The sequence below is a fragment of the Streptomyces sp. NPDC007901 genome (genome assembly GCF_042959465.1).
Lineage (GTDB): Bacteria > Actinomycetota > Actinomycetes > Streptomycetales > Streptomycetaceae > Streptomyces.
On the sequence record NZ_JBIBKW010000035.1, the window covers coordinates 18,363 to 39,123 of the forward strand.

The window sequence follows — 20,761 nt, forward strand, 5'->3', positions numbered from 1 at the left end:
AGAGGTGGCTTGCCCGGAGAGCCGGCGAGATCATCCGTGTCTGAGGAACGGCCTCGGCCTGCCGCCCCGACGCCGTGAGCGGGTACCTGGAGGTGCATAGGCCGGCATCCGCACGACGCACCGCCTTCCGCGTACGATGCGGCGAAGATCGAAGACCGTCGCCTTCGCAGCAGACAGAGCGCTGCTTGACCGGGAGCGGATGATGGATCTGCGCCAGATGGAGGTCGTCGTCTCGGTGGCCGACGCGGGTGGTTTCACGGCAGCGGCGAGGCGGCTGCACGTGGTCCAGTCCGCTGTGTCCAGCAACGTCCGCGCCCTCGAACGCGAACTGGGCGCCCCCTTGTTCGACCGCACCACGCATCGCGTCGCGCTCACCCCGGCCGGCGAGGCGTTCGTCCCCGCCGCACGCGCGGCACTCCGGGCCGCCGAACTGGCACGGGAGGCCGTCGATGCCGTACGGGGGCAGCTGCGTGGGCGGGTGACGGTCGGCACGATGCAAGGGGTATGGGCAGGGCTCCATCACGCCCTGGCCGCGCTGCGGGCGGAGCATCCGGGCGTGGTCGTACGGCTGCGGCAGGCGGCGGTCGCACCGACATCCGGCAGGCTCTGCGCGAGGGCACGGTGGACCTGGCCGTGGTGGCGCTCGACCGCCAGCAGCAGCGTGGGTTGACGACCCGGTTGCTGTCCCGAGAGGACATGGTGCTGTTGGCGTCGCCCCCGCGGTCGCTCGCCGGGGCGACGCCGAACGGCGAGGTCCATCTCGCCGACGTGGCCCAGCTGCCCCTGGTGGACTTCACACCCGGCTGGGCCATCCGCTACGCGGTCGACCGGGCCTTCCGGGCCGCGGGCGTCGATCGCGGCACGACGTTCGAGGTGAACGACATCGTCGCGGCAGCCGAACTGGTCCGCAGCGACCTGGGCGTCTGCATCATGCCCAAGTCGATCGCGGACCGCTTCCCCGATCTGCCCCAGTACCGGTTCGGCCGACACGCGCCGAGCTGGAAGATCATGGTGGTACGACCTCCCGGCGAGGCGCCCTCGGCGGTCGCCGCGCTGCTGCGGCACATCACCTGACGGCGACCGGGGCGCCCCCTCGGCCCTCCCGGGCCGACGCCGCGCCGAACGTCATGCCGGGCGGCGTGTCTGTGTCAAACGGATGGGGTTCCACACGGCAGGGCGCGGACCGCTGCTGCAGCGAGGTGGGTGAACGGCCGACGACGAGTCACACCGGCTGCCATGACATCGCCTTGACGCGCCGAGCCTGAACCAACCCTCTCGGCGAGCACTGCCCCCTCCTGTCGCAAGGCACGGCCTGCGATGCGGAACCTCCGCTCCGACGCACAGGGCCGGAGAGGCGAACGCTGCGGGACCACTTCCCGCGGTTCGACTCCCGAAGTGACCGAGCTCTGCGGTATTGCCACGCGCCGAGAAAGGACCGCCGCCCACAAGGTGGCGGTCCTTTCTCGGAGTTCATGCTCCGGCAGGCCCGTTCTGAGGCGGACCCCAGCCGCACGCCTTGACGTGCAAGGCCGCCGCTACCGTGGTCATGCGTCCGGCTTGAGGGCGAGATCCATGCGGCGGACCCGATCGGGCGGCACTGTAGTCCTCCGGCGCAGCTCCGCGTAACCGGACGCGGTGACCTGGAGGACGTGCGGGCCCGGTTTCGCCGAGAACACGGTGTAGAAGCCGTCCCTGACGGCCGGGTCCTCGGGCGTGGCCGTGGTGAGGGTGGATTCGTCCGGGTCCGCGGTGTCGCTGACGGTGGCGCCGACCAAGCCGGCGCCGCTTGTGCCGTCCCGGACCGTGCCGACGGTCAGGCCCCCGGGGGTGGGTACGAGGACGCGGGTCTGGACGTTCACGTCGTCGAGTGACCAGAAGTAGCCCCAGTCGGCGACGAAATGGAAGCGCAGCCGCACGGCTTTGTGCCCAGCGAACTGCCGGAGTGACACGGGCACGGTCAGGCGTTGCGCGGAGTCGCTGACCTTCGGCCCGGTCCAGACGTTCTCCCAGGTGGCGCCGTCGTCCGTGCTGGCGTCCACGGTCATGTGCTGCTGGGTGGGGTTGGCCAGGTACGCGGTCTTGAAGGTGAGTTCCGCCGACTGCGCGGCGGACAGGTCGTATGCGGGGCTGATGAGTTGGCTGTCCTGATGCGGTCCGATCGGCCCGTTGTCGCTCTCGACGACGGCGAAGGCGCCGTCGCCGCCGGTGGAGTTGCCGCGTTGGGTCGGGTCGTCGAACTCCCATCCGTTGTCGGTGCCGGCCGCGTTCACCACGCTCCAGCCCTGGGGCGCGGTCGCGGTGGACTCGAACGTTTCGGCCCGGTCGGCGAGTTCGAGCCGGTAGCCGACGGCAGTGGCGGTGTCGGGATCGGCGGTCAGCGCCACGTCCGCGGTGACGGCCTTGTTGTGGACCGTCACCGGCCGTGCGAGGGATTCGTAGCCGGGCAGGGCGGCGGTGACGTTCAGCGTGTAGTCGCTGCCCTTCGGCAGGGTCATTTCGTATGCGCCGGTGACCGGGTCGGTCCAGACCGGGGCTTCCGGGGACCCGTTCACGGCGAGTCGGGCGTAGAGCGGCCAGCCGTGTCCTGACCCGTCCTTGACGGTGCCGTGGACGCGCTCACGAGGGATCGGAGAGAGTTCGAAGTCGCGGGTGAGGGTCTGGCCGTCCGCGATGTCGAGGGTGACCGGTGTGGTCGTCGTGTAGCCGAAGGCCTTCACCGTCAGGGCGTTGACCGCGCCCGCGGGGAGATCGAGCGTGTACGCCCCCTGCGTGTCGGTCGTGGCGATGTCGAGCCCGGACCCGACGGTCGCGTGGGCGACCGGCTTGCCGGTGGCCGCGTCCTTGACCGTACCGGAGAGGGTGCCGTGCGGTCCGCTGCGGAAGGCGGCCAGGCCCGCCGGGGTGCCCAGGCCGGTCGGACCGTCGTAGCCGGTGCCGGCGTTGCACAGGTACGCGACGGAGCAGGTTCCGTTCGACCCGGTGGTGATGTCGTTGAGACCGACGCCGTTCGCAGCGTAGGGATAGGAATTGGGGGAGGTGCCGGGGCGCGGGGGCCCGGCCAGCGCGTAGACGGAGGCGATCACCGGCGTCGCGACGCTGGTGCCGCCGTAGCGTTGCCAGCCGGTGCCCTGCGAGCCGTAGGTCAGGTAGACGGCAACGTTGTCGGCGACGGCTGACACGTCGGCGACGCTTCGCCCCGCGCAGCCTGTGTCCTGCTGGAAGTCCGGCTTCGCCTGCTGGGACGCGCATCCGGAGCCCGGTCCGTAGGAGTCCCTGGCCCAGACGGTCTCCGACCAGCCGCGGGCGCTGGCCGGGTCGGCCGTCAGGGTTGTGCCGCCGACCGCGGTCACGGACGGGAGGGTCGCGGGGAAGGAGACGCCGTATTTGTTGTCGCCGCTGGCCGCGACCACGGCGACGCCGGGATGGTTGTAGGAGGACCCGTAGGTGGCCAGGTCGGTCGGGTAGTCACCAGGCCTGCCGTAGGAGTTGGAGACGTACTTGGCGCCGAGGTCCACGGCCTCGTCCACACCGGCGGCGAGGTTTTCCAGACCATCGTTGTCTGTCTCCACCAGCAGGATGTCGGCGTTCGGTGCCGCCGCGGAGACCATGTCCAGGTCGAGGGCGATCTCACCCGCCCAGGCGTTGTTGGAGAGCGGGTAGTCGGTGCCGCCGCGCTGGTCCACCTTCCTGAAGCAGCCGTTGGCGGTGGTGCAGGGAGGCAGGCCGTACTGGGCGCGGTAAACGGCCAGGTCTGCCTCGGCGTTGGGGTTGTCGTAGGCGTCGACGATCGCGATGGTCTGGCCGGCGCCCCCGTCGGCGGGCAGGCTGTAGGCGCTCTGAATGTCCTGCGGACCGAGCCCCGCGGGAACCTCGGACGCGCTCAGCCGCATCCTGGCCGGCTGGTCCGTCGCGCGCATCGCGTAGCAGGTCGCGTGCCCCTTGGCCGGGGTGCCGCAGACGGGTGCCAAGTCGGGCTCGGCGTCGGATGCGTCCTGAACTGTGCCGGTCGTGGCCTGCGCGACCGCGGGCGGTGCGGCGTGCGCAAGGGGCTGGACGCCCAGGAGTGCCAAGGTCGCGACACCGAGAATCGCCGCGCCGCGATGGAATATGCGAAAGGCCGGGAACGCACCTCTCGCACGAGTGGATATCGACACATGACGCCAATCATGACTGGGCCCTCAACTCGGGCCGGACGAAAGTGAATACGCATGATGTGCGGGCGATCAATTAGCCGATGCCAATTGGCGGCCTGTCAACCCCCGAATTGTTGCGCGCATGTGTCGTCGTCGACCCGATCGAGACAAACCCACAGCAACGCATCCGGCCCGGTCCGTGACCTGCGCCCCACCCGTTCAACACGCCATGCGCAGCCTCGGGGACCAAGCCACCGACGGGCTTCTCACTTGCGCACGATCACATATTCCGCACGGTTCACCCTTGCCGGGCAGGGTGGGCAGGCAACAGAATGAAATCGCTCTCCCAGTTCTGAACTCCGTACCATCCGGGCGTTTTTGTCTTCCTCCGGGAAAAGCGTCAAATCGAGTCGGGGAGAATAGCGAGAGCGGATCGGACGAGGTTGCGCTCTGGCCCTTACTCGTTCGAGTTCGGTGTCTCCAGCGGCAGCCAGCCTCGTTCGGCTGCGCGGAGGGCGATCTGGAAGCGTGTTCTGGCGCCGAGCGCGGTGCCTGCCTCGCTCACATGCTTTTGCACGGTGCGGCGGCTGATGTCGAGTACCCGGGCGATGGCGTCGTCCTTCATCCCGGTCGCCATAAGGTCGAGGATCGCCTGGGTTCGTTCGTCGAGCGGTGTCGTTTCCCGGGTCTCGCGGGGGGCGGGCCAGTCCTGCCGGCTTTCGAGTGATACCGGCACCGCGTGCTTCCAGATGGTCTCGAACAGGGCAGCGAGTGCGGCGACGAGGGCAGGCGAGTGGACCACGAGTGATCCTGCCGACGGGCGGTCGTCGTGCAGGGGCAGGAGGGCGGTGGTCCGGTCGAACAGGACCAGTTTGACGGGGAGTCGGGAGCTGAGCCGGAACTCGCCGCCGCCGGCGCTGCCCCGCAGTGCCGTCTCCAGTGACACCGTGTCCGTGAAGCCCTCGGTGTCGTAGACCGACCGCAGTCGTATGCCGTCGCGGTACTGCGGCTGTGCGGTGCCCCCTTGACCGGAGGCAGCCGTGGGCCCGGTCACATAAGGCGGCTTGGCCAGGTGCAGTACTTCGTGGGTGCTGCCCTTGAGGAGATGCGCATAGCGTGCGGCGACCTCCTCGTTGTCTTCCAGGACCTCTACGAGGTGTGGGGCATGTGGGCGGGCCGCTGAGTCGTAGATCTCGTGGAGTTGCTCCATGTACAGCTCGGCCTGGGCCAGTTCGGCGCGCCTGCGGGCCAGCAGGGAGCCCAGGGACGAGCGTGGCGGGCCTGCCTTCCAGCGCGGGGGCCGGTCCGTGATGGGGATGACCAGGAGCGCGTCCTCCAGGGACCGCAGTGCCCTCTCGACCTCGTCGGGCGATGCGCCGACCGCTGCGGCCACAGTGGGGGAACTGGCGGAGGCGTGGCCCACCAGGTACTCGAGGACCCGGCCGCTGAGTGCGTCCAGCCCGAGGCCGGCCCAGGGGCTGTCCGACGTCTCATCCATGCAGCCCCGACGCTCCCGCTGTAGTGCGCTTGGGTGTTGAGCGTGTCGCTGCCGTATCTCTGCGCACCGCCCGCGAGACGTAAGCGCATGTGCGCAATTGCGTGAAGCCGCGACAGCCGGATCTTGTCGCGCATGACGCGTCACCGTCAAGGTGGGCACGCTCCCACCAGTCCCAAGGACGCGACTGGCCCTGTACATCAACTGCCAGTACGCCCATTCAAGTCGAGGGAATCCTTTGACACGCCACCCCTCCGGAAGACGGCGCCGCCTGCTCGTGGTCGCGACCGTCCTCCTGGTCACCGCGGCGACCCCGCACGTGGCCTCCTCCGCAGACACCTCGTCGACCGACAACTCGGCCCGTGCCACCCGCACTTCTGACAACGTTGCCTCATCCGTCGTCACCCTGGTGACCGGCGACAAGGTCACCGTCGCCCCCGGCGCGGGCGGCGGCCCCGGCACGATCACCGTTCAGGGCCCCGGCGGCGAGTCGACCGGCGCCCGCGTGCTGACCGTGGGCGGCGACACCTACGTCTATCCCGACGCCGCCCGCCCCTACCTGGCGTCCGGCGCCCTGGACGACCAACTCTTCAACGTCTCCCGGCTCGTGGCCGACGGCTACGACGACGCGAAGCTCAAGCACCTGCCCCTCATCGTCACCTACGGCGGCAAGGAGGCCCCCGCCTCCGACTTGCGCAAGCGCGCCGTCGCCATGCCGGGCGATGTCACCGACGTACGCCCCCTCACCAGCGTCAACGGGGTGGCCCTCGCCGCCGACCGCGAGGACACCGGTGCCCTGTGGAGCGCGCTCACCGGCACCGCGTCCGGCTCCGCGAAGGTGTCGGACGCCAACGCCGACGCAGCCTTCCGCGGCGGCGTCGCCAAGGTCTGGCTCGACGGCAAGGCCGAGGCCACCCTCAGCGACTCGGTAGCCCAGATCGGTGCCCCCGAGGTCTGGGCGGGCGGCAACACCGGCGAGGGCGTCGACGTGGCTGTCCTCGACACCGGCTACGACCCGGGCCACCCCGACCTGAAGGACGCGGTCGTGGACAGCGCCAGTTTCGTCCCCGGCCAGGACGTCACCGACCGCCACGGCCACGGCACGCACGTCGCCTCCACGATCGCCGGCAGCGGTGCCGCCTCCGACGGCAAGGAGAAGGGCGTCGCACCCGGCGTCGACCTGCACGTCGGCAAGGTCCTGGCCAACGAGGGCTACGGCTACGACTCCTGGATCCTGGCGGGCATGGAGTGGGCCGCCCGCGATGTTCACGCCCGGGTCATCAGCATGAGCCTGGGCAGCAGCGAGGACGCCGACGGTGAGACCGTCCTCGCCCAGGCCGTGAACGAGCTGAGCGCCGAGACCGGCGCCCTGTTCACCATCGCCGCCGGCAACGATGGCCCTGGCGCCCAGACGGTCCGTTCGCCCGGCACCGCCGACGCGGCCCTGACCGTCGGCGCGGTCGACTCTTCCGATGCCATCGCCGACTTCTCCAGCCGTGGCCCCCGCTACGGCGACGACGCCCTCAAGCCCGAGATCACCGCGCCCGGCGTCGGCATCCTGGCCGCCCGCTCGCAGTACGCGGCCAACGGCAGCGGCTCCTACATGACCGCCAGCGGCACCTCCATGGCGACCCCGCACGTGGCCGGCGCGGCCGCGCTGGTCGCCGCCGCGCACCCCGACTGGACCGGCAGCCGCATCAAGGACGCCCTAGTCAGCACCGCCAGGCCCACCCCCGACATCAGCGCGGACGACGGCGGCAACGGCCGGGCGGACGCCGCCGCGGCGGCCACGGCGACGCTCACCGCCACCGGCAAGATCGACGTCGGCATCCACTCGCCCGGCACGGAACAGGGCACCGTCCCGTCCACGGCGACCTGGACCAACACCGGCGACCAAACCGTCACCGTGGACCTCGCCGTGGACGCCCCGGGCGTTCCCGACGGCGTCTTCACCGTCACCCCCAGCCGCGTCGAGGTACCCGCGCACGGCACCGCGACCGCCACGGTCACCACCGACCTGGACAAGGCGGGCGGCCTCCAGCGCCGGACCGGGCAGCTGACGGCGTCCGCCGACGGCACCGCGCTAACCCGCACGCTGCTCGGCGTCAGCACCCGCCAGCAGTTGTTCCACGTGCGCACCAAGGTCACCGGCCGCTCGGGCGAGGCCACGGACGGTGTCCTCACCTTCTACCGCAAGGGCGACGAGTACGCGGGCACATACCTCTACAGCGGCGGCCAGTCGGACGAACTGCTGCCGCCGGGCCTGTACACCGTCTACGCCGACTTCCGCGTGCAGGGTACGCACGGCCCCGCCTCGGCCGGATACGCCCGCATGGTCATCCCTCAGGTGAAGGTGACCGGCACCACCGACCTCGTGCTCGACGGCACCAAGCTCAAGGAGGTCAAGGCCGTCACGCCGAAGAAGACCGAGAACTTCTCCCGGCGCCTGGACTACTACCGGGAGTTCAAGGACGGCTCCTCGGTCGCCGACATGTCGCTGATCGGTGACGGCTACGACAGCATCTGGACGGCACCCACGTCCGCGCCCAGTGACGGCGAGCAGTACCTCACCGCCCGCTGGCGCAACCAGGAACCACTGCTGTCGGTGACCGCAGGCGGGCACGAGTTCGACGACCTGTGGATCATGCCCGGCTCGACGAAGCTGCCCGAGGACGACTACACCCTCGACCTGATCCACCCGGGCGAAGGTCTCGCGGAGGACTACGAGGGCGTCGACGCCGCAGGCAAGGCCGCCGTGGTGCCGTGGGACTCCAGTGACGAGGACACCGCGGACGACCAGATCAGGGCCGCGCAGGCAGCGGGCGTGAAGCTGCTGCTGTTCGTCAACGACCTCGACGGGCGACTGCGCGAGCCCATCATCAAGTCCTCCATCGAGGTGGTGGGCCTGTCCCGCACGAGGGGCGACGAGCTCATGGCGAGCGTCGACGCGAGCACGACGGGCAGTGTGCCGGTGCGGGCCGTCTCCCGCCCCGACACGGACTACCTGTACGACCTGGTCCGCACCTGGAAGGGCCGCATCCCCGCCAACCCGGTCTACGCAGCCGCGACCGGTCAACTGGCCCGGGTCGAGACCTCGTTCCGCAACCCGACCGGCCGTGAGGTGTACGAGAACCGCTACGACGTCCACCCCTGGACCGCGTACCAGGTCGCCACCAACCGGCTGAGCACGGCCGGCGCGCACCGCACCGACTACGTCAGCACCGACAACACGTTCTCGTGGACCGAGGAGGGCGAGCTCCAGTCCCTGTCCTACAGTGCGTCCGGGTCCGTCACCTATCCGGCGGGAAGCACCACGGACGTGGAGTGGTTCGGCCCCGTGGTGCGCCCTCGCATCAACGACAGCGTCCAACTGCCCGTGCGCACCGGTGACGAGGTGAATGTCGTCATCCCGTCCTGGGGCGACTCCGGTGGCGGCCACGCCAACTACGTCGCCTTCGGCAGCTCCGGCACCACCCAGGAGACCTCGCTGTACCGGGGCGACACGCTGGTCGCCGAGGGCGGCGCCGGGGTGAGCGCGACCGTACCGGCTACGAAGGGCACCTATCGTCTGGTGCACACGGCGACCCGTACGGTCACGGCCGCCTTCCCTTACTCGACCGCCACGCGCACCGAGTGGACGTTCACCTCCGCGGCGCCCAGGAACGCCGACGACAGCGAGCAACTCCCGCTCGTCCAGGTGGACTACACCCTGCCGACGTCCGACGACGGCAAGGCAGCCGCCGACGCGACCCTGCTTGTCACTCCGCTGCACCTGCAGGGCGGCTCCGACGCGGCGCTCAACACCCGCAAGGTGGAACTGTCCTACGACGACGGCGCCACCTGGACGACGGCACGCCTCAGCGGCAGGGGCAACGGCAAGGTGAGCCTGCGCCTGCACGCGCCCGCCTCGGCGCAATACCTCACGGTGCGCGTTCATGCCGGTGACAGCCGCGGCAACACCGTGACGCAGACCGTCGTACGCGCCGCGGGAATCGCCGGATGACCTGACCCGACCTCGGCCTGACCGAAGCCGCCCGGCGATCCCCGCACGACCGCCGGGCGGTATCCGTCCATGCCGATCCCCTCCTACACGGTCCGAGTTGACGCACCGTCACCTCCCCTCCGCACGGTCGGACCACGCATGCCGACGCACCCCTGGCAGGCGATCCCGCGCAGGGGTCGGAGCCTGGCACCGGTCCCGCTGCCCATCGCCTACCTCGCCTGCGGCGGACTGGACGGTCACGTCGTGTGTGCCGGTGAGCAGTCGCCCGGTACGGGTGTCGTCGACGACGTCTACTCCTACGATCCGGCCGACGACACCTGCTTCCTCGAAGTGTCCTGCACCTTTCTGGCCGAGGTGCACTCCGGGGACACCCTGTACCCGGCGCTCACCATCACCGGCCTGGAGCCGACGGGCGACACCGGCATCGTGGTCACAGCGGCCACCATCCACAACCAGCGCGGCCAACTCGTCCTGTCCGGGCAGCACAAGTACCTGCTGCGGCGTCAGTAGGCCGTACGGAACAGCCGAACGGTACGACGTTCGTGCGCGCGACAGGTCGCGTTCCGCCGACCCCAACCTGCTCACCGCCCGCTTCTGCCGGGCGACGGCGAGGACGTGATCCACGCGGTCCCGTCCCCCGGTAACGACCATGCGGACGGTTACCGGGGGACGCGTATGACCGCCCATCCGGCACACCGAAGAAGGTAGAAGATGACGCACCGTAGAGCTGTGCCCGCCGCACTCGCCTGCTGCGCCGTGCTGGCAGCTGCGCTGACCGGTTGTACGAGCACCGGCACGGGCAGCGCGGCTCCGAGTAACTCCGAAAACCCGTCGTCGGCCACCGGCTCGGGGTCCGCCAACGTCGGTACCGTCGGCTCGTCGGGCCGACCAACGCCGACGCCGACCGCGTCCGCGGCTCAGGCGCCGACGGCGACCCGATGCCACACCTCCGAGGTGCGGGCATCCATCGGCCCGGACCACCCGGGCACCGGGCAGGAGAACTTCGCCATCATCTTGGCCAATGGCTCGCACCGCACCTGCACGGTGTACGGATTCCCGGGTGTGGCGTTCGTCAACGGTGCCGGCGAGGCCGTCACACCGGACGCCGAGCGGACCACCGGGCAGGAGCAAAGGATCGTCACCCTTGCCCCGGGAGCGAGCGCGTGGTCGGCCCTGAGCTTCACCAATCCGGCGATCTCCGGGGTCACCACAGTGACACCCGTGGCCGTACGCGTCACCCCGCCGGACGAGACGGAGCCGATCAGAGTCCGCTGGACCGGCGGAAGGGTCTCCAACACGGGTAAGGCGTCGGTTCCCCAAGTGAGTCCCTTCAGGCCTGGCGACGGCAGCTGACTCCCAGCTGACCGGCATCCTGGCGTCGGCTGGGCGGTCAACCGCAGCTCGAAGGGGTACGCCCACTGGTCTTTGTGGGCGACTTCACTGCTCGGGGACGGCGGGGCGTTACGGAGGGTCCGAGGTGTGGTGGGCCCAGGGCGGAGAAGCTGATTCGTCCGCGGTACGCCTACGGCGGCTGCGTCACGTAGGCCGGAGGCCACCGCGTCGGGTGCGGTCGGCTGCTCGGGCGGCGTCGAGGATCGCGTCGGTCACCACGGCAGGCCGGGTGATCAGTGACAAGTGACCGGCGTCGACCTTCGCGATGCGAGCGCCCTCACTGGTGGCCATGGCCGGCTGCTCGGCGGGCGGATGACACGGTCGGCGGTGCCGACCACGGCCCAGGAGGGGATGGTCTGCCAGGCGGGCGTACGGGACGTTCGGATCCGGCGCTGACCGCGACACTGTGCGCGAGGGCGGCTCAGCCTCGGTGGCCGATCGTGGCAGCGCGCAGGAACCACTCGGCATCGGCGAAGCGGAGGGCATCGATGCCGCCGCCCATGGTCAGCCGAAGCGTTCGGTGCGGATCGTGGCCGGGTTGCACCCCATGTCGATCAGCAGATTGCTCACGGATTCGACGAAGCCGGTGGGCCCGCAGACGTAAACGGGGCTGTCCGGCTGAAGCTGTGCCGCCTGCTTGTCCAGGTCGGCGCGGGTGACGCGGCCGGGCCTGCGCGTGCTGCCCGGCGGGGCCTGCCGGGTGTACACGATGCGGACGTCGAGCTGCGCGTCCCGCTCGGTCAGGTGCTCCCGGTACCAGACGTCGTCGGGAGTGCGCGCCGAGTACAGCAGTTGGAAAGCGCTGCGCGTCTCTGTCCGGCTGCGGGCGCGGATCATTGCTGCCAGCGGGACGACGCCGGAGCCGCCGGCCACCAGGAGCACCGGCTGTGTCTGCTCGGGCCGCCAGACGAACCAGTTGCCGAGCGGCCCGCGCAGTTCCACGTCGGCGCCGAGGGGCAGATCGTGGGCCAGGTAGGGGGAGACCTCCCCGTCGGACAGGGCTTGCACGCCGAGTTCGATGCGGTCGCCGTCGGCGGGTGCGGCCAGTGAGTAACTGCGCACCGCCTGGTAGCCGTCGTCTGCGGTGAGCCGTACGTCGACGTGCTGGCCGGGCAGGTGGCCGGGCCAGCCGGGGACGGAGAAGACCAGGGAACTCGCCGTAGCGGTCTGGGGGCGGCGCTCGGCGAGCCGCGCGGCGTGCCAGGCGATGCCCATGGTCAGTCGCCCCAGTTGCGCTGCTCGCGCCACGGGTCGCCGTAGTTGTGGTAACCGACGGACTCCCAGAAGCCCGGCTCGTCTTCGAGCGTGAGCTCAAGTCCGCGCACCCACTTGACCGACTTCCAGAAGTACAGATGCGGCACGAGCAGCCGGGCGGGTCCACCGTGCTCGGGTGAGAGCGGGCAGTCGTCGTACGTGTGCGCGATCCAGGCCTTGCCGTCGAGGAGGTCCTGCAGCGGCAAGTTGGTGGTGTAGCCGCCGTGGCCGTGGACTACGACATGGTCCGCGGCCGTCTCGACCTCGTCGAAGAAGGCGCTGACGGGGACGCCGCGCCAGTGCGTGTCGAATTTGGACCACCGGGTGACGCAGTGAATGTCGGTCACCGTCTCCTGCTGGGGAAGAGCCATCATCTCCTCCCAGGTCCAGCGGTGCGTGCGTCCCTGCTCCGTGGTCACCGTGAAGGCCCAGGTGTCGAGGGGAACGCGGGGCGTGGGCCCCGCAGACAGCACGGGAAACTGCTCCGTCAGGTATTGGCCGGGAGGCAGTCGGTCCGCCAGGGGACGGGCGCGCCCGCGAAAGCCGGGTGAGAAGGGGTTCATTCGTCGTCTCCTGAATGCCTGGGGGGCCGAGATGCTCGATGCGGTTGTCGCCCGTGTGTCCGGTGCGACCCGCGACCGGTGTGTCGCAGAAGGGCTCGACAGCGAGGCCGCGCGGCCGCAGTAGGGGGAGTCCGTCCGCGCGGCTGCCTGTTTCACCTGGTCAACTCGTGGCGCGTACCGCGTCCAGGATCAGGCCGGCGACCTCCTTCGGCTGGGACACGGCGACCGCGTGCGACGCACCCTCGATCTCGACGACGGTCGCCCCGGCCCGCCTGGCGCCGAAACGCTCGACCTCGGGGTTGATCGCGTGGTCGGCGCCGGCCACGAGCGCCCAGGACGGCTTGGTCTTCCACGCGGCCGCGGAGGCCGTCTCCTCGAACGCCGCGGCAGCCAGCGGACGTTGCGCCACCGCCAGGACCTTGGTGACGTCGGCGGGCACGTCGGCGGCGAAGACGTCCGGGAATGCCTCGGGCGTGATGGTGACCTCGACCGCGGGATCCGCGCCCTCGACGGGGTACGTCCACTGCTTCAGGTTGCTCACCAGCGGGCTGGCGGGGAACCGACCCTGCAGTTCGCCGAGGCTCTCGCCTTCTTCGAGGACATAGGCGGCGACGTAGACCAGACCGACGACGTTCTCGGTGGTGCCGGCCACGGTGATGAGCGCACCGCCGTAGGAGTGGCCGACCAGGATGACGGGACCGTCGATCTGAGCGGCCACGGAGGCGACGTACGCGGCGTCGGAGGCCAGTCCGCGCAGCGGGTTGGGCGGCGCGATCACCGGGATGCCCTGGCTCTGCAACTCGGTGATCACCCCGGACCAGCCGGCCGCGTCGGCGAAGGCGCCGTGGATGAGAACGACGGTGGGAGAGGAGGCAGTCATGTCAGGGTTCTCTCTTCGGGATCAGGCGGTGTGAAGGGCGCCGCGCAGGGTGCCGACGGCGAGCGTGATGGCGGCCTCGGCGGCGTGGGTCCCGCGCAGGGCGTTGAGCATCACGAAGTCGTGGATGATGCCCTGGAACCGCACGGCGGTGACGGGCACGCCGGCCTCACGGAGCTTGGCCGCGTAGGCCTCGCCCTCGTCGCGCAGCACGTCGGCCTCGCCGGTGATGACCAGGGCCGGGGGCAGGCCGGCCAGCTGCTCGGCGGTGGCCCGAAGCGGGGACGCGGTGATCTGGGCCCGCTCCGCCTCGTCGGTCGTGTACTGGTCCCAGAACCACTGCATGCCGTCACGGCGCAGGAAGTGGCCGGTGGCGAACTGGTGGTACGAACCGGTGTCGAAGCTCGCGTCGGTGACGGGGTAGAACAGCACCTGCTGCACCAGGGGAATGTCGCCGCGCTCCTTGGCCATCAGGGTCAGCGCGGCGCTCATGTTGCCGCCCACGGAGTCTCCCGCCACGGCCAGCCGCGCACCGTCCAGGCCCTTGGAGGCGCCCTGCTGGACGACCCACTGGGCGACCGTGTAGTTCTGCTCGATGGCGACCGGGTAACGCACCTCGGGCGACAGGTCGTACTCGGGGAAGACCACGGCGGCGCCCGCGCCGACGGCGAGTTCGCGCACCAGGCGGTCGTGGGTGTGGGCGTTGCCGAACACCCAGCCTGCGCCGTGGATGTAGAGGATCACCGGCAGGGTTCCCTCGGCACCTGCGGGCTTGACGATGCGCGCGCGGACGCTGCCCGTCGGACCGCCCGAGACGGTGATCCACTCCTCGTCGATCCGCGGCTTCTCGATCTCGCCGGACTGCACCTCGTCGACGGCCTTGCGGCCCTCGGCGGGCGGCAGGTCGAACAGGTACGGCGGATTGGCGGTGGCCTCCGCGAACGCGGCTGCCGAGGGCTCCAGCACCGGCTGAACCGGCTCGACGGTCTCGGGCATGTGAATCTCCTGAATCGGTCGGGGCCGCCGGCCTCGCCGACAATACGGCCAGGATCCCGCGAAGGACGTCCCGGAGCCGCTTTTCGCCACGCTAAACCGCCGGGCCGCGCGGCAATTGTCCGTGGGTGCACCGCCGCTGTCCTCACAGCGCACAGCTGCCCTCAGGCCTCTTGAATGACATTCAGAGCGTGGCTGAGTCAGTGCACTGTGAGGCCATGCCCTGTGCACTGGCGGGACATGATCGGCCCATCGGCGTGTCTACGGTGATGTGGCATGCAACCGAGGTCCTTCGTCCACAGACGCCGGCCTTTGTCATCAGACACAACGAGTGTCGGCGGAATGCGCTCGGTTCGGTCAATGGCTTTCCCGGAGGGGCTTTCAAGCGATGTCAACCATGCCCGTCGGCGGACTGGTTCCGCAGGCCGTCGACGATGCCGCGGACCTCGTCGTCCGCAACGCGAAGATCCACACCGGCGACCCCGGCCGCCCCCATGCGGAGGCACTCGCCATCCACGACGGCGTCATCACGGCCGTCGGTGATGACAAGGACGTGGCACCCCACATCGGCGCGGACACGAAGGTGGTCGACGCGCTGGGGCGACGGGTGATCCCCGGCCTCAACGACGCCCACCTGCACGTGATTCGCGGTGGCCTCAACTACGTGCTGGAGCTGCGCTGGGACGGCGTGCGCAGCCTGCGTCAGGGCCTGGAAATGCTGCGTGAGCAGGCCGCTCGTACCCCCAAGGGCCAGTGGGTACGGGTGGTGGGTGGGTGGTCGGCCGAGCAGTTCGCCGAACGCAGACTGCCGACCGTCGCCGAACTGAACGCCGCCGCCCCGGACACCCCCGTCTTCGTCCTGCACCTGTACCAGTCGGCAGTGCTGAACCGGGCGGCGCTCAAGGCGGCCGGATACACCCGGGACACACCCGACCCCAGGGGCGGCCAGATCGTCCGGGGCAGGGACGGGGATCCGACGGGCATGCTGCTGGCCGCTCCCAGCGCCCTCATCCTGTACTCGACCCTGGCCAAGGCACCGGTACTGGAGGGCGAGGACAAAAAGATCTCGACCCGTCATTTCCTGCGCGAGTTGAACAGATTCGGACTGACCTCGGCGATCGACGCCGCCGGCGGCTTCCAGAACTTCCCCGACAACTACAGCACCGTCGTCGAACTGGCCAAGGCCGGACAGTTGTCGCTGCGTATCGCTTATCACCTCTTCCCGCAGACAGCGGGTCAGGAGATCGACGATCTCGCCCGCTGGATCGAAATAGCCCGCCCCGAGGACGGGGACGAATGGCTGCGTCTCAACGGCGCGGGCGAGAACCTCACCTGGGCGGCGGCTGATTTCGAGAATTTCGCCCAGCCGCGTCCGGAACACGCACCTGATTACGAGGCGGAGTTCGAGAAGGCAGTGCGCCTGCTCATGGAGAACGGGTGGGGATTCCGGCTGCACGCCACGTACGACGAGACCATCCGTCGCGATCTCGCGGTGTTCGAGAAGCTCTCCGCAGAAGGGCTCTTCCCGGCCGGCAACCGGTGGCTGTTCGATCACGCGGAGACCGTCTCCCCGGACAGCCTCGACCGCGTCGCCGCCCTCGGCGGCGCGATGTCCGTGCAGAACCGCCTGTCCTTCCAGGGCGACGCGTTCGTACGCCGTTACGGCCCCGGCGCCGCCGCGGACGCCCCGCCCGTCCGGGCCATGCTGGACCGCGGCCTGACCGTGGGCGCCGGCACCGATGCCACCCGCGTCTCCACCTACAACCCCTGGGTCGCCCTGCATTGGCTCATCAGCGGCCGCACCGTCGGCGATCTGGTACTCCGCCCGCCGACGAACCGCGTCGACCGGCAGACGGCGCTCGCCATGTTCACGCGCGCCGGCGCCGCACTGACCGGCGAGGACGAGGTCAAGGGCGTGCTCCGGCCGGGATGTTACGGAGACCTGGCGATCCTGTCGGAGGACTACTTCGCCGTGCCCGAGCCGGACATCGCCCACATCGAGTCGCTGCTGACGGTGACCGGCGGCCGGATCGTCTACGCCACCGCCGAGTACGAGGGGCTCGACGAGGAACTTCCCCCCGTCAACCCGGCCTGGAGCCCGGTGGCGCACTTCGGCGGCTACCAGGTGTCCCGCCGGGCGGCCCTTCCCGGCGCCTACCAGGCGGAGCTGCTCGGCCAGGCCATCGCCGAGTCGGAGCAGCACCGCCAGTGGCGCATCGCGCGCGGCCTCGCCCCGGACGCCGTGAGCACTCCCTTCGATCCCTGCTTCGTCCTGTGAACTCCCGGAAGGGGCCGGGCTCTTGCGCCGCCCCTTCCGGGACACCACCAGCTCCGTCCACCGGACGGTTCTTCCCATGGCCCGGACAGCGGTCCGCGCCACTCCTTACCGAGGAAGGCTCACGCTCATGGTCAACATCGCCGAGGTCACCGCGGCCCCCAGCCCCGACCTGCTCACCCCCGACAACTGCGCGGTGCTGTTCGTGGACCACCAGCCGCAGATGTTCTTCGGTACCGGCAGCGGTGACCGCACCGCGATCATCAACTCCACCGTGGGCCTGGCCAAGTCCGCCAAGGCGTTCGACGTCCCCGTCGTCCTGAGCACCGTGGCCGCCGAGTCGTTCTCCGGCCCGATCATGCCGCAGCTGGCGGCCGTCTTCCCCGAGCAGAAGATCATCGACCGCAGCACGATGAACGCCTGGGAGGACCTCGCCTTCGTCGAGGCGGTCAAGTCCACCGGCCGCAAGAAGCTCGTCATCGCCGGCCTGTGGACCGAGGTCTGCGTCGTCCTGCCCGCGCTCTCCGCCCTCGCCCAGGGCTACGAGGTCTATGTCGTCACCGACGCGTCCGGCGGTGTCAGCCCGCAGGCCCACGAACACGCCGTCCAGCGCATGGTGCGGGGCGGTGCCATACCGGTGACCTGGGTGCAGGTGCTCCTGGAACTCCAGCGTGACTGGGCCCGCACCGAGACGTACGCCGCCGTGGGCGACGTGGTCAAGGAGCATGGCGGCGCCTACGGCCTCGGCATGGTCTACGCACAGGCCGTCATCGGCGCTCACGCCGCCGGCTGATCCCCGCACCGGTACCGGAACGTCAGGAACAGGCGGGAACACGATGGACGCTGGACTGCTGGTTCTCCGGCTGGTGGTGGGGTTGCTCATCGCCGGGCACGGCGTGCAGAAGGTGAGCTTCCGGCTTGGGGGCAACGGATTGGCGGGCGGGACCGAGGAGTTCCGCGGTGACGGCTTCCGCGGCGGTCGTCTCACCGCACTCGTCGCGGGCGGCAGTCAGATCGGTGCCGGCCTGTTCCTGACCGTCGGACTGCTCACGCCGCCGGCCGCCATGGCCGCGATGGGCGTGATGACGGTCGCGGGCACCGTCAAATGGCACAGGGGACTGTGGGTGCAGCACGACGGCTACGAGTATCCCCTTGTCCTCATCGCCGTCTGTGCCGCACTGGCCCTCACCGGGCCCGGGCGCTGGTCCCTCGATCACGCGCTGGGAGTGACGCCGTGGCCGGTGTGGGTCGCCCTCGCGGCAATCGTGATCGGCCCGGCCAGCGGACTGCTCACCCGCGTGGTGTTGCACCGCCCGTCCGCCGCAATGGAAAGGACGTCGTATGCACAGGCTGCTGAGTGACGCGGCCCGCACCCTCAAACCGGCCGGAGAGGACCGTCACGGTCCCCTGCCTCCCCTCATGCTGACCCTGACGGTGGTCACCGGCCTGGTCGACGCCGTGAGCTATCTGGCCCTGGGGCATGTCTTCGTTGCCAACATGACCGGCAACGTGGTCTTCCTGGGGTTCGCGCTCGCGGGCGCCCAGGGTCTGTCGGCGCTCGCCTCCGTGGTCTCGATGGCCGCGTTCCTCGTCGGCGCCCTCGCTGGGGGCAGGCTCGGTACCCGGTTCGCCACGCACCGCGGGTACCTGTTGAGGACGTCAACGGCCGTGCAGACGGTGCTGGTCGCGGTCGCCGTGGCGGTCGCCGCGGTGGCGGACGGCCGGGTCGCCACCAGCGACCGGTACGCCCTGATCGTGTTCCTGGGGCTCGCCATGGGTCTGCAGAACGCGGTCGCCCGGCGCCTCGGTGTCCCGGACCTCACCACCACCGTGCTGACCCTGACCTTGACGGGGCTGGCCGCGGACTCCACCCCGGCCGGTGGCGCGGCACCGCGGCCCGGCCGCCGGATCCTGTCCGTACTGGCCATGTTCCTCGGAGCCCTCGTCGGCGCTGAACTCCTCCTGCACGGGCACCTGGTGCTCACCCTGGGCCTCGCCCTGCTGCTCCTCGCGGCCACCTCCGTGACCAGCCACCGCGTCTCGACCGCAGACGCCGCCTGGGCCAGGTCGGCGTGAGCGTCGCACCATCACCACGAGAGCCCGCTGAGCCCGCTGAGCCCGCTGAGCCGGATTCGCCCTGGGCGCCGCTCGCGGCGCGCGTCTTCCGGGCGTTGTGGATCGCCCAGTTGGTCTCCAACATCGGCAGCTGGATGCAGACGGTGGGAGCCCAGTGGCTGCTGATCGGGGACAGCGCCGCTCTGGTGACGCTCGTTCAGACGGCCTCCAGTCTTCCCATCGTGCTGCTGGCCCTGCCCTCCGGCGTGATCGCCGACCGCTTCGACCGGCGTAGGGTGCTGCTGACCGCACAGTTCGCCATGCTCGCGGTCTCCTGTGTGCTGACGGTGCTGGCCTTCATGGACGCCCTCACTGCGGTTCCGCTGCTCGCGCTCACCTTCCTTCTGGGCTGCGGTACCGCGCTGATGGGCCCGGCCTGGCAGGCGATCCAGCCGGAGCTGGTGGAACGCCGCCGGCTCCCTGAGGCGGCCGCGCTCGGTGCCGTGAACATGAATCTGGCCCGCGCCGTGGGCCCCGCGCTCGGTGGCGTGGTGGTCGCGGCGGCGGGCGCGGGGTGGGTCTTCGCCTTCAACGCCGCCTCCTACCTGGGCATCGCGGCCGTCCTCCTGCTGTGGCGGCGACCCGCGGCGGCCTCTCCCGCCGCCGGGGACGAGAAGCTGCTGGCCGCCCTGTACGCCGGTCGCCGCTATGTGTGGCACGCGCCGGGCGTCCGCCGAGTCCTCCTGCGCACGCTCCTGTTCATTCCCGGTGGTGCCGCTCTGTGGTCACTTCTCCCGGTGATGGCGAGCCGCTCTCTCGGCCTCGGCCCGGACGGATACGGGCTGCTGCTGGGCGCGGTGGGCGTGGGCGCCGTGGGGGGCGCCTTCGTGTTGCCGCGGCTGCGTCGCGTCGTCGGTGCCAACGGCACTCTCGCCGTCGGCGCCCTGGTCTTCGCCTGCGTCCTGGCGGTGCTGGCCACGGTCCCGATTCCATGGCTGGTGGCGGTGGTACTGCTGCCCGCCGGTGTTGCCTGGATCGCGGTGCTGTCCACCCTCAACGCGGCCGTGCAGACACGTCTTCCGGGCTGGGTCAGGGCCCGCGGACTCGGCGTCTATCTCCTGGTCTTCCAGGGCGCGCAGGCTCTGACGGCACCACTGTGGGGTGCCCTGGCCGACTGGCTGGGACTTGTCGCCTCCCTCCTGACCGGCAGCGTCCTGATGCTGGTCAGCGCGGTCAGCGTGCGCCGGTGGCCGCTGCATGACGCCGCCCGTATCGACCCGTCGCCGTCCGACCACTGGCCCGTTCCCCCGCTGGTGTTCGAGCCCGGACCGGCCGACGGCCCGGTGCTGATCTCCGTCACCTATCGGGTCGCTCCAGAGAACCAGGCCCCCTTCACCACACACATGGACCAGGTCGCCCGTTCACGACGGCGCACAGGCGCCTTCACCTGGGGTCTCTACCAGGACGGCAACGATCCGGCACGGTTCATCGAGAACTACCTGGTCGCGTCCTGGTCGGAGCATCTCGCCCAGCATCACAGCCGGCTCACCGCCACCGACCGCCGCTACGAGGAGCAGGCTCGTCGACTCCTCGTCCCGGGTACCGCCCCGGAGGTGACCCATGCCTTCGACGCCATGTCGGGACCTGTCGTACCGAATACCGGCAACGCCGTCTCGGCTCAAGAGCTCGCCCGCTCGCCGGAGGATTAGCCGGCAACAGCC

At 70.3% G+C, this 20,761-nt stretch carries 16 protein-coding genes; 10 read left to right on the forward strand and 6 right to left on the reverse strand.

Annotated elements, in window-relative coordinates; all coding sequences use genetic code 11:
• Window positions 1-202: 202 nt before the first annotated feature.
• Window positions 203-670: a LysR family transcriptional regulator gene (locus tag ACFZDK_RS51720; RefSeq protein ID WP_390985273.1), complete on the forward strand. Its 468-nt coding sequence runs from the start codon at window positions 203-205 to the stop codon at window positions 668-670.
• Entirely contained in the window at window positions 637-1,074 is a 438-nt protein-coding gene (locus ACFZDK_RS51725; protein ID WP_390985372.1) for a LysR substrate-binding domain-containing protein, read from the forward strand. The genes ACFZDK_RS51720 and ACFZDK_RS51725 overlap by 34 nt, the downstream gene beginning before the upstream one ends.
• 470 nt (window positions 1,075-1,544) lie before the next feature.
• Here the strand turns inward: ACFZDK_RS51725 and ACFZDK_RS51730 are convergent, their stop codons facing one another.
• Together ACFZDK_RS51730 and ACFZDK_RS51735 are read right to left on the reverse strand one after the other, a co-directional pair.
• The gene (locus ACFZDK_RS51730; RefSeq protein ID WP_390985276.1) at window positions 1,545-4,070 is read right to left on the reverse strand and encodes a carboxypeptidase regulatory-like domain-containing protein; all 2,526 of its coding nucleotides are present in this window, start codon (window positions 4,068-4,070) and stop codon (window positions 1,545-1,547) included.
• A 520-nt stretch (window positions 4,071-4,590) separates the two neighbouring features.
• A complete protein-coding gene (locus ACFZDK_RS51735; RefSeq protein ID WP_390985279.1) occupies window positions 4,591-5,631 on the reverse strand; it encodes a LuxR C-terminal-related transcriptional regulator in 1,041 nt (346 codons plus the stop codon).
• A 235-nt stretch (window positions 5,632-5,866) separates the two neighbouring features.
• On the opposite strand from ACFZDK_RS51735, the gene ACFZDK_RS51740 reads away from it, so the two are divergent.
• From ACFZDK_RS51740 to ACFZDK_RS51750, 3 genes are all read left to right on the forward strand, one after another.
• The gene (locus ACFZDK_RS51740; RefSeq protein WP_390985282.1) at window positions 5,867-9,631 is read left to right on the forward strand and encodes a S8 family serine peptidase; all 3,765 of its coding nucleotides are present in this window, start codon (window positions 5,867-5,869) and stop codon (window positions 9,629-9,631) included.
• 138 nt (window positions 9,632-9,769) lie between these two features.
• Window positions 9,770-10,141: a hypothetical protein gene (locus ACFZDK_RS51745; RefSeq protein WP_390985285.1), complete on the forward strand. Its 372-nt coding sequence runs from the start codon at window positions 9,770-9,772 to the stop codon at window positions 10,139-10,141.
• A 201-nt stretch (window positions 10,142-10,342) separates the two neighbouring features.
• Entirely contained in the window at window positions 10,343-10,984 is a 642-nt protein-coding gene (locus tag ACFZDK_RS51750; protein ID WP_390985288.1) for a DUF4232 domain-containing protein, read from the forward strand.
• 543 nt (window positions 10,985-11,527) lie between these two features.
• Here the strand turns inward: ACFZDK_RS51750 and ACFZDK_RS51755 are convergent.
• From ACFZDK_RS51755 to ACFZDK_RS51770, 4 genes are all read right to left on the reverse strand, one after another.
• Window positions 11,528-12,238 carry an FAD-binding oxidoreductase gene (locus tag ACFZDK_RS51755; RefSeq protein WP_390985375.1) on the reverse strand — a complete coding sequence of 237 codons (711 nt, stop codon included), beginning with the start codon at window positions 12,236-12,238 and terminating at the stop codon, window positions 11,528-11,530.
• Between the two features lie 2 nt (window positions 12,239-12,240).
• Complete coding sequence (locus tag ACFZDK_RS51760; protein WP_390985290.1) at window positions 12,241-12,840, reverse strand: molybdopterin-dependent oxidoreductase; 600 nt, start codon at window positions 12,838-12,840, stop codon at window positions 12,241-12,243.
• A 160-nt stretch (window positions 12,841-13,000) separates the two neighbouring features.
• Window positions 13,001-13,720: an alpha/beta fold hydrolase gene (locus ACFZDK_RS51765; protein ID WP_390985293.1), complete on the reverse strand. Its 720-nt coding sequence runs from the start codon at window positions 13,718-13,720 to the stop codon at window positions 13,001-13,003.
• A 21-nt stretch (window positions 13,721-13,741) separates the two neighbouring features.
• Complete coding sequence (locus ACFZDK_RS51770) at window positions 13,742-14,713, reverse strand: alpha/beta hydrolase fold domain-containing protein (RefSeq protein WP_390985296.1); 972 nt, start codon at window positions 14,711-14,713, stop codon at window positions 13,742-13,744.
• Between the two features lie 385 nt (window positions 14,714-15,098).
• On the opposite strand from ACFZDK_RS51770, the gene ACFZDK_RS51775 reads away from it, so the two are divergent.
• From ACFZDK_RS51775 to ACFZDK_RS51795, 5 genes are all read left to right on the forward strand, one after another.
• Window positions 15,099-16,988, forward strand: a complete 1,890-nt coding sequence (locus tag ACFZDK_RS51775) for an amidohydrolase family protein (protein ID WP_390985298.1) — start codon at window positions 15,099-15,101, stop codon at window positions 16,986-16,988.
• Between the two features lie 127 nt (window positions 16,989-17,115).
• Window positions 17,116-17,778 carry an isochorismatase family protein gene (locus ACFZDK_RS51780; protein ID WP_390985378.1) on the forward strand — a complete coding sequence of 221 codons (663 nt, stop codon included), beginning with the start codon at window positions 17,116-17,118 and terminating at the stop codon, window positions 17,776-17,778.
• 43 nt (window positions 17,779-17,821) lie between these two features.
• Window positions 17,822-18,346 (forward strand): DoxX family membrane protein, encoded by a 525-nt coding sequence (locus ACFZDK_RS51785; RefSeq protein ID WP_390985301.1) that lies wholly within the window; start codon window positions 17,822-17,824, stop codon window positions 18,344-18,346.
• Entirely contained in the window at window positions 18,327-19,061 is a 735-nt protein-coding gene (locus ACFZDK_RS51790) for a DUF1275 family protein (protein WP_390985303.1), read from the forward strand. The genes ACFZDK_RS51785 and ACFZDK_RS51790 overlap by 20 nt, the downstream gene beginning before the upstream one ends.
• 110 nt (window positions 19,062-19,171) lie before the next feature.
• Window positions 19,172-20,749: an MFS transporter gene (locus ACFZDK_RS51795; RefSeq protein ID WP_390985306.1), complete on the forward strand. Its 1,578-nt coding sequence runs from the start codon at window positions 19,172-19,174 to the stop codon at window positions 20,747-20,749.
• Window positions 20,750-20,761 lie beyond the last annotated feature (12 nt).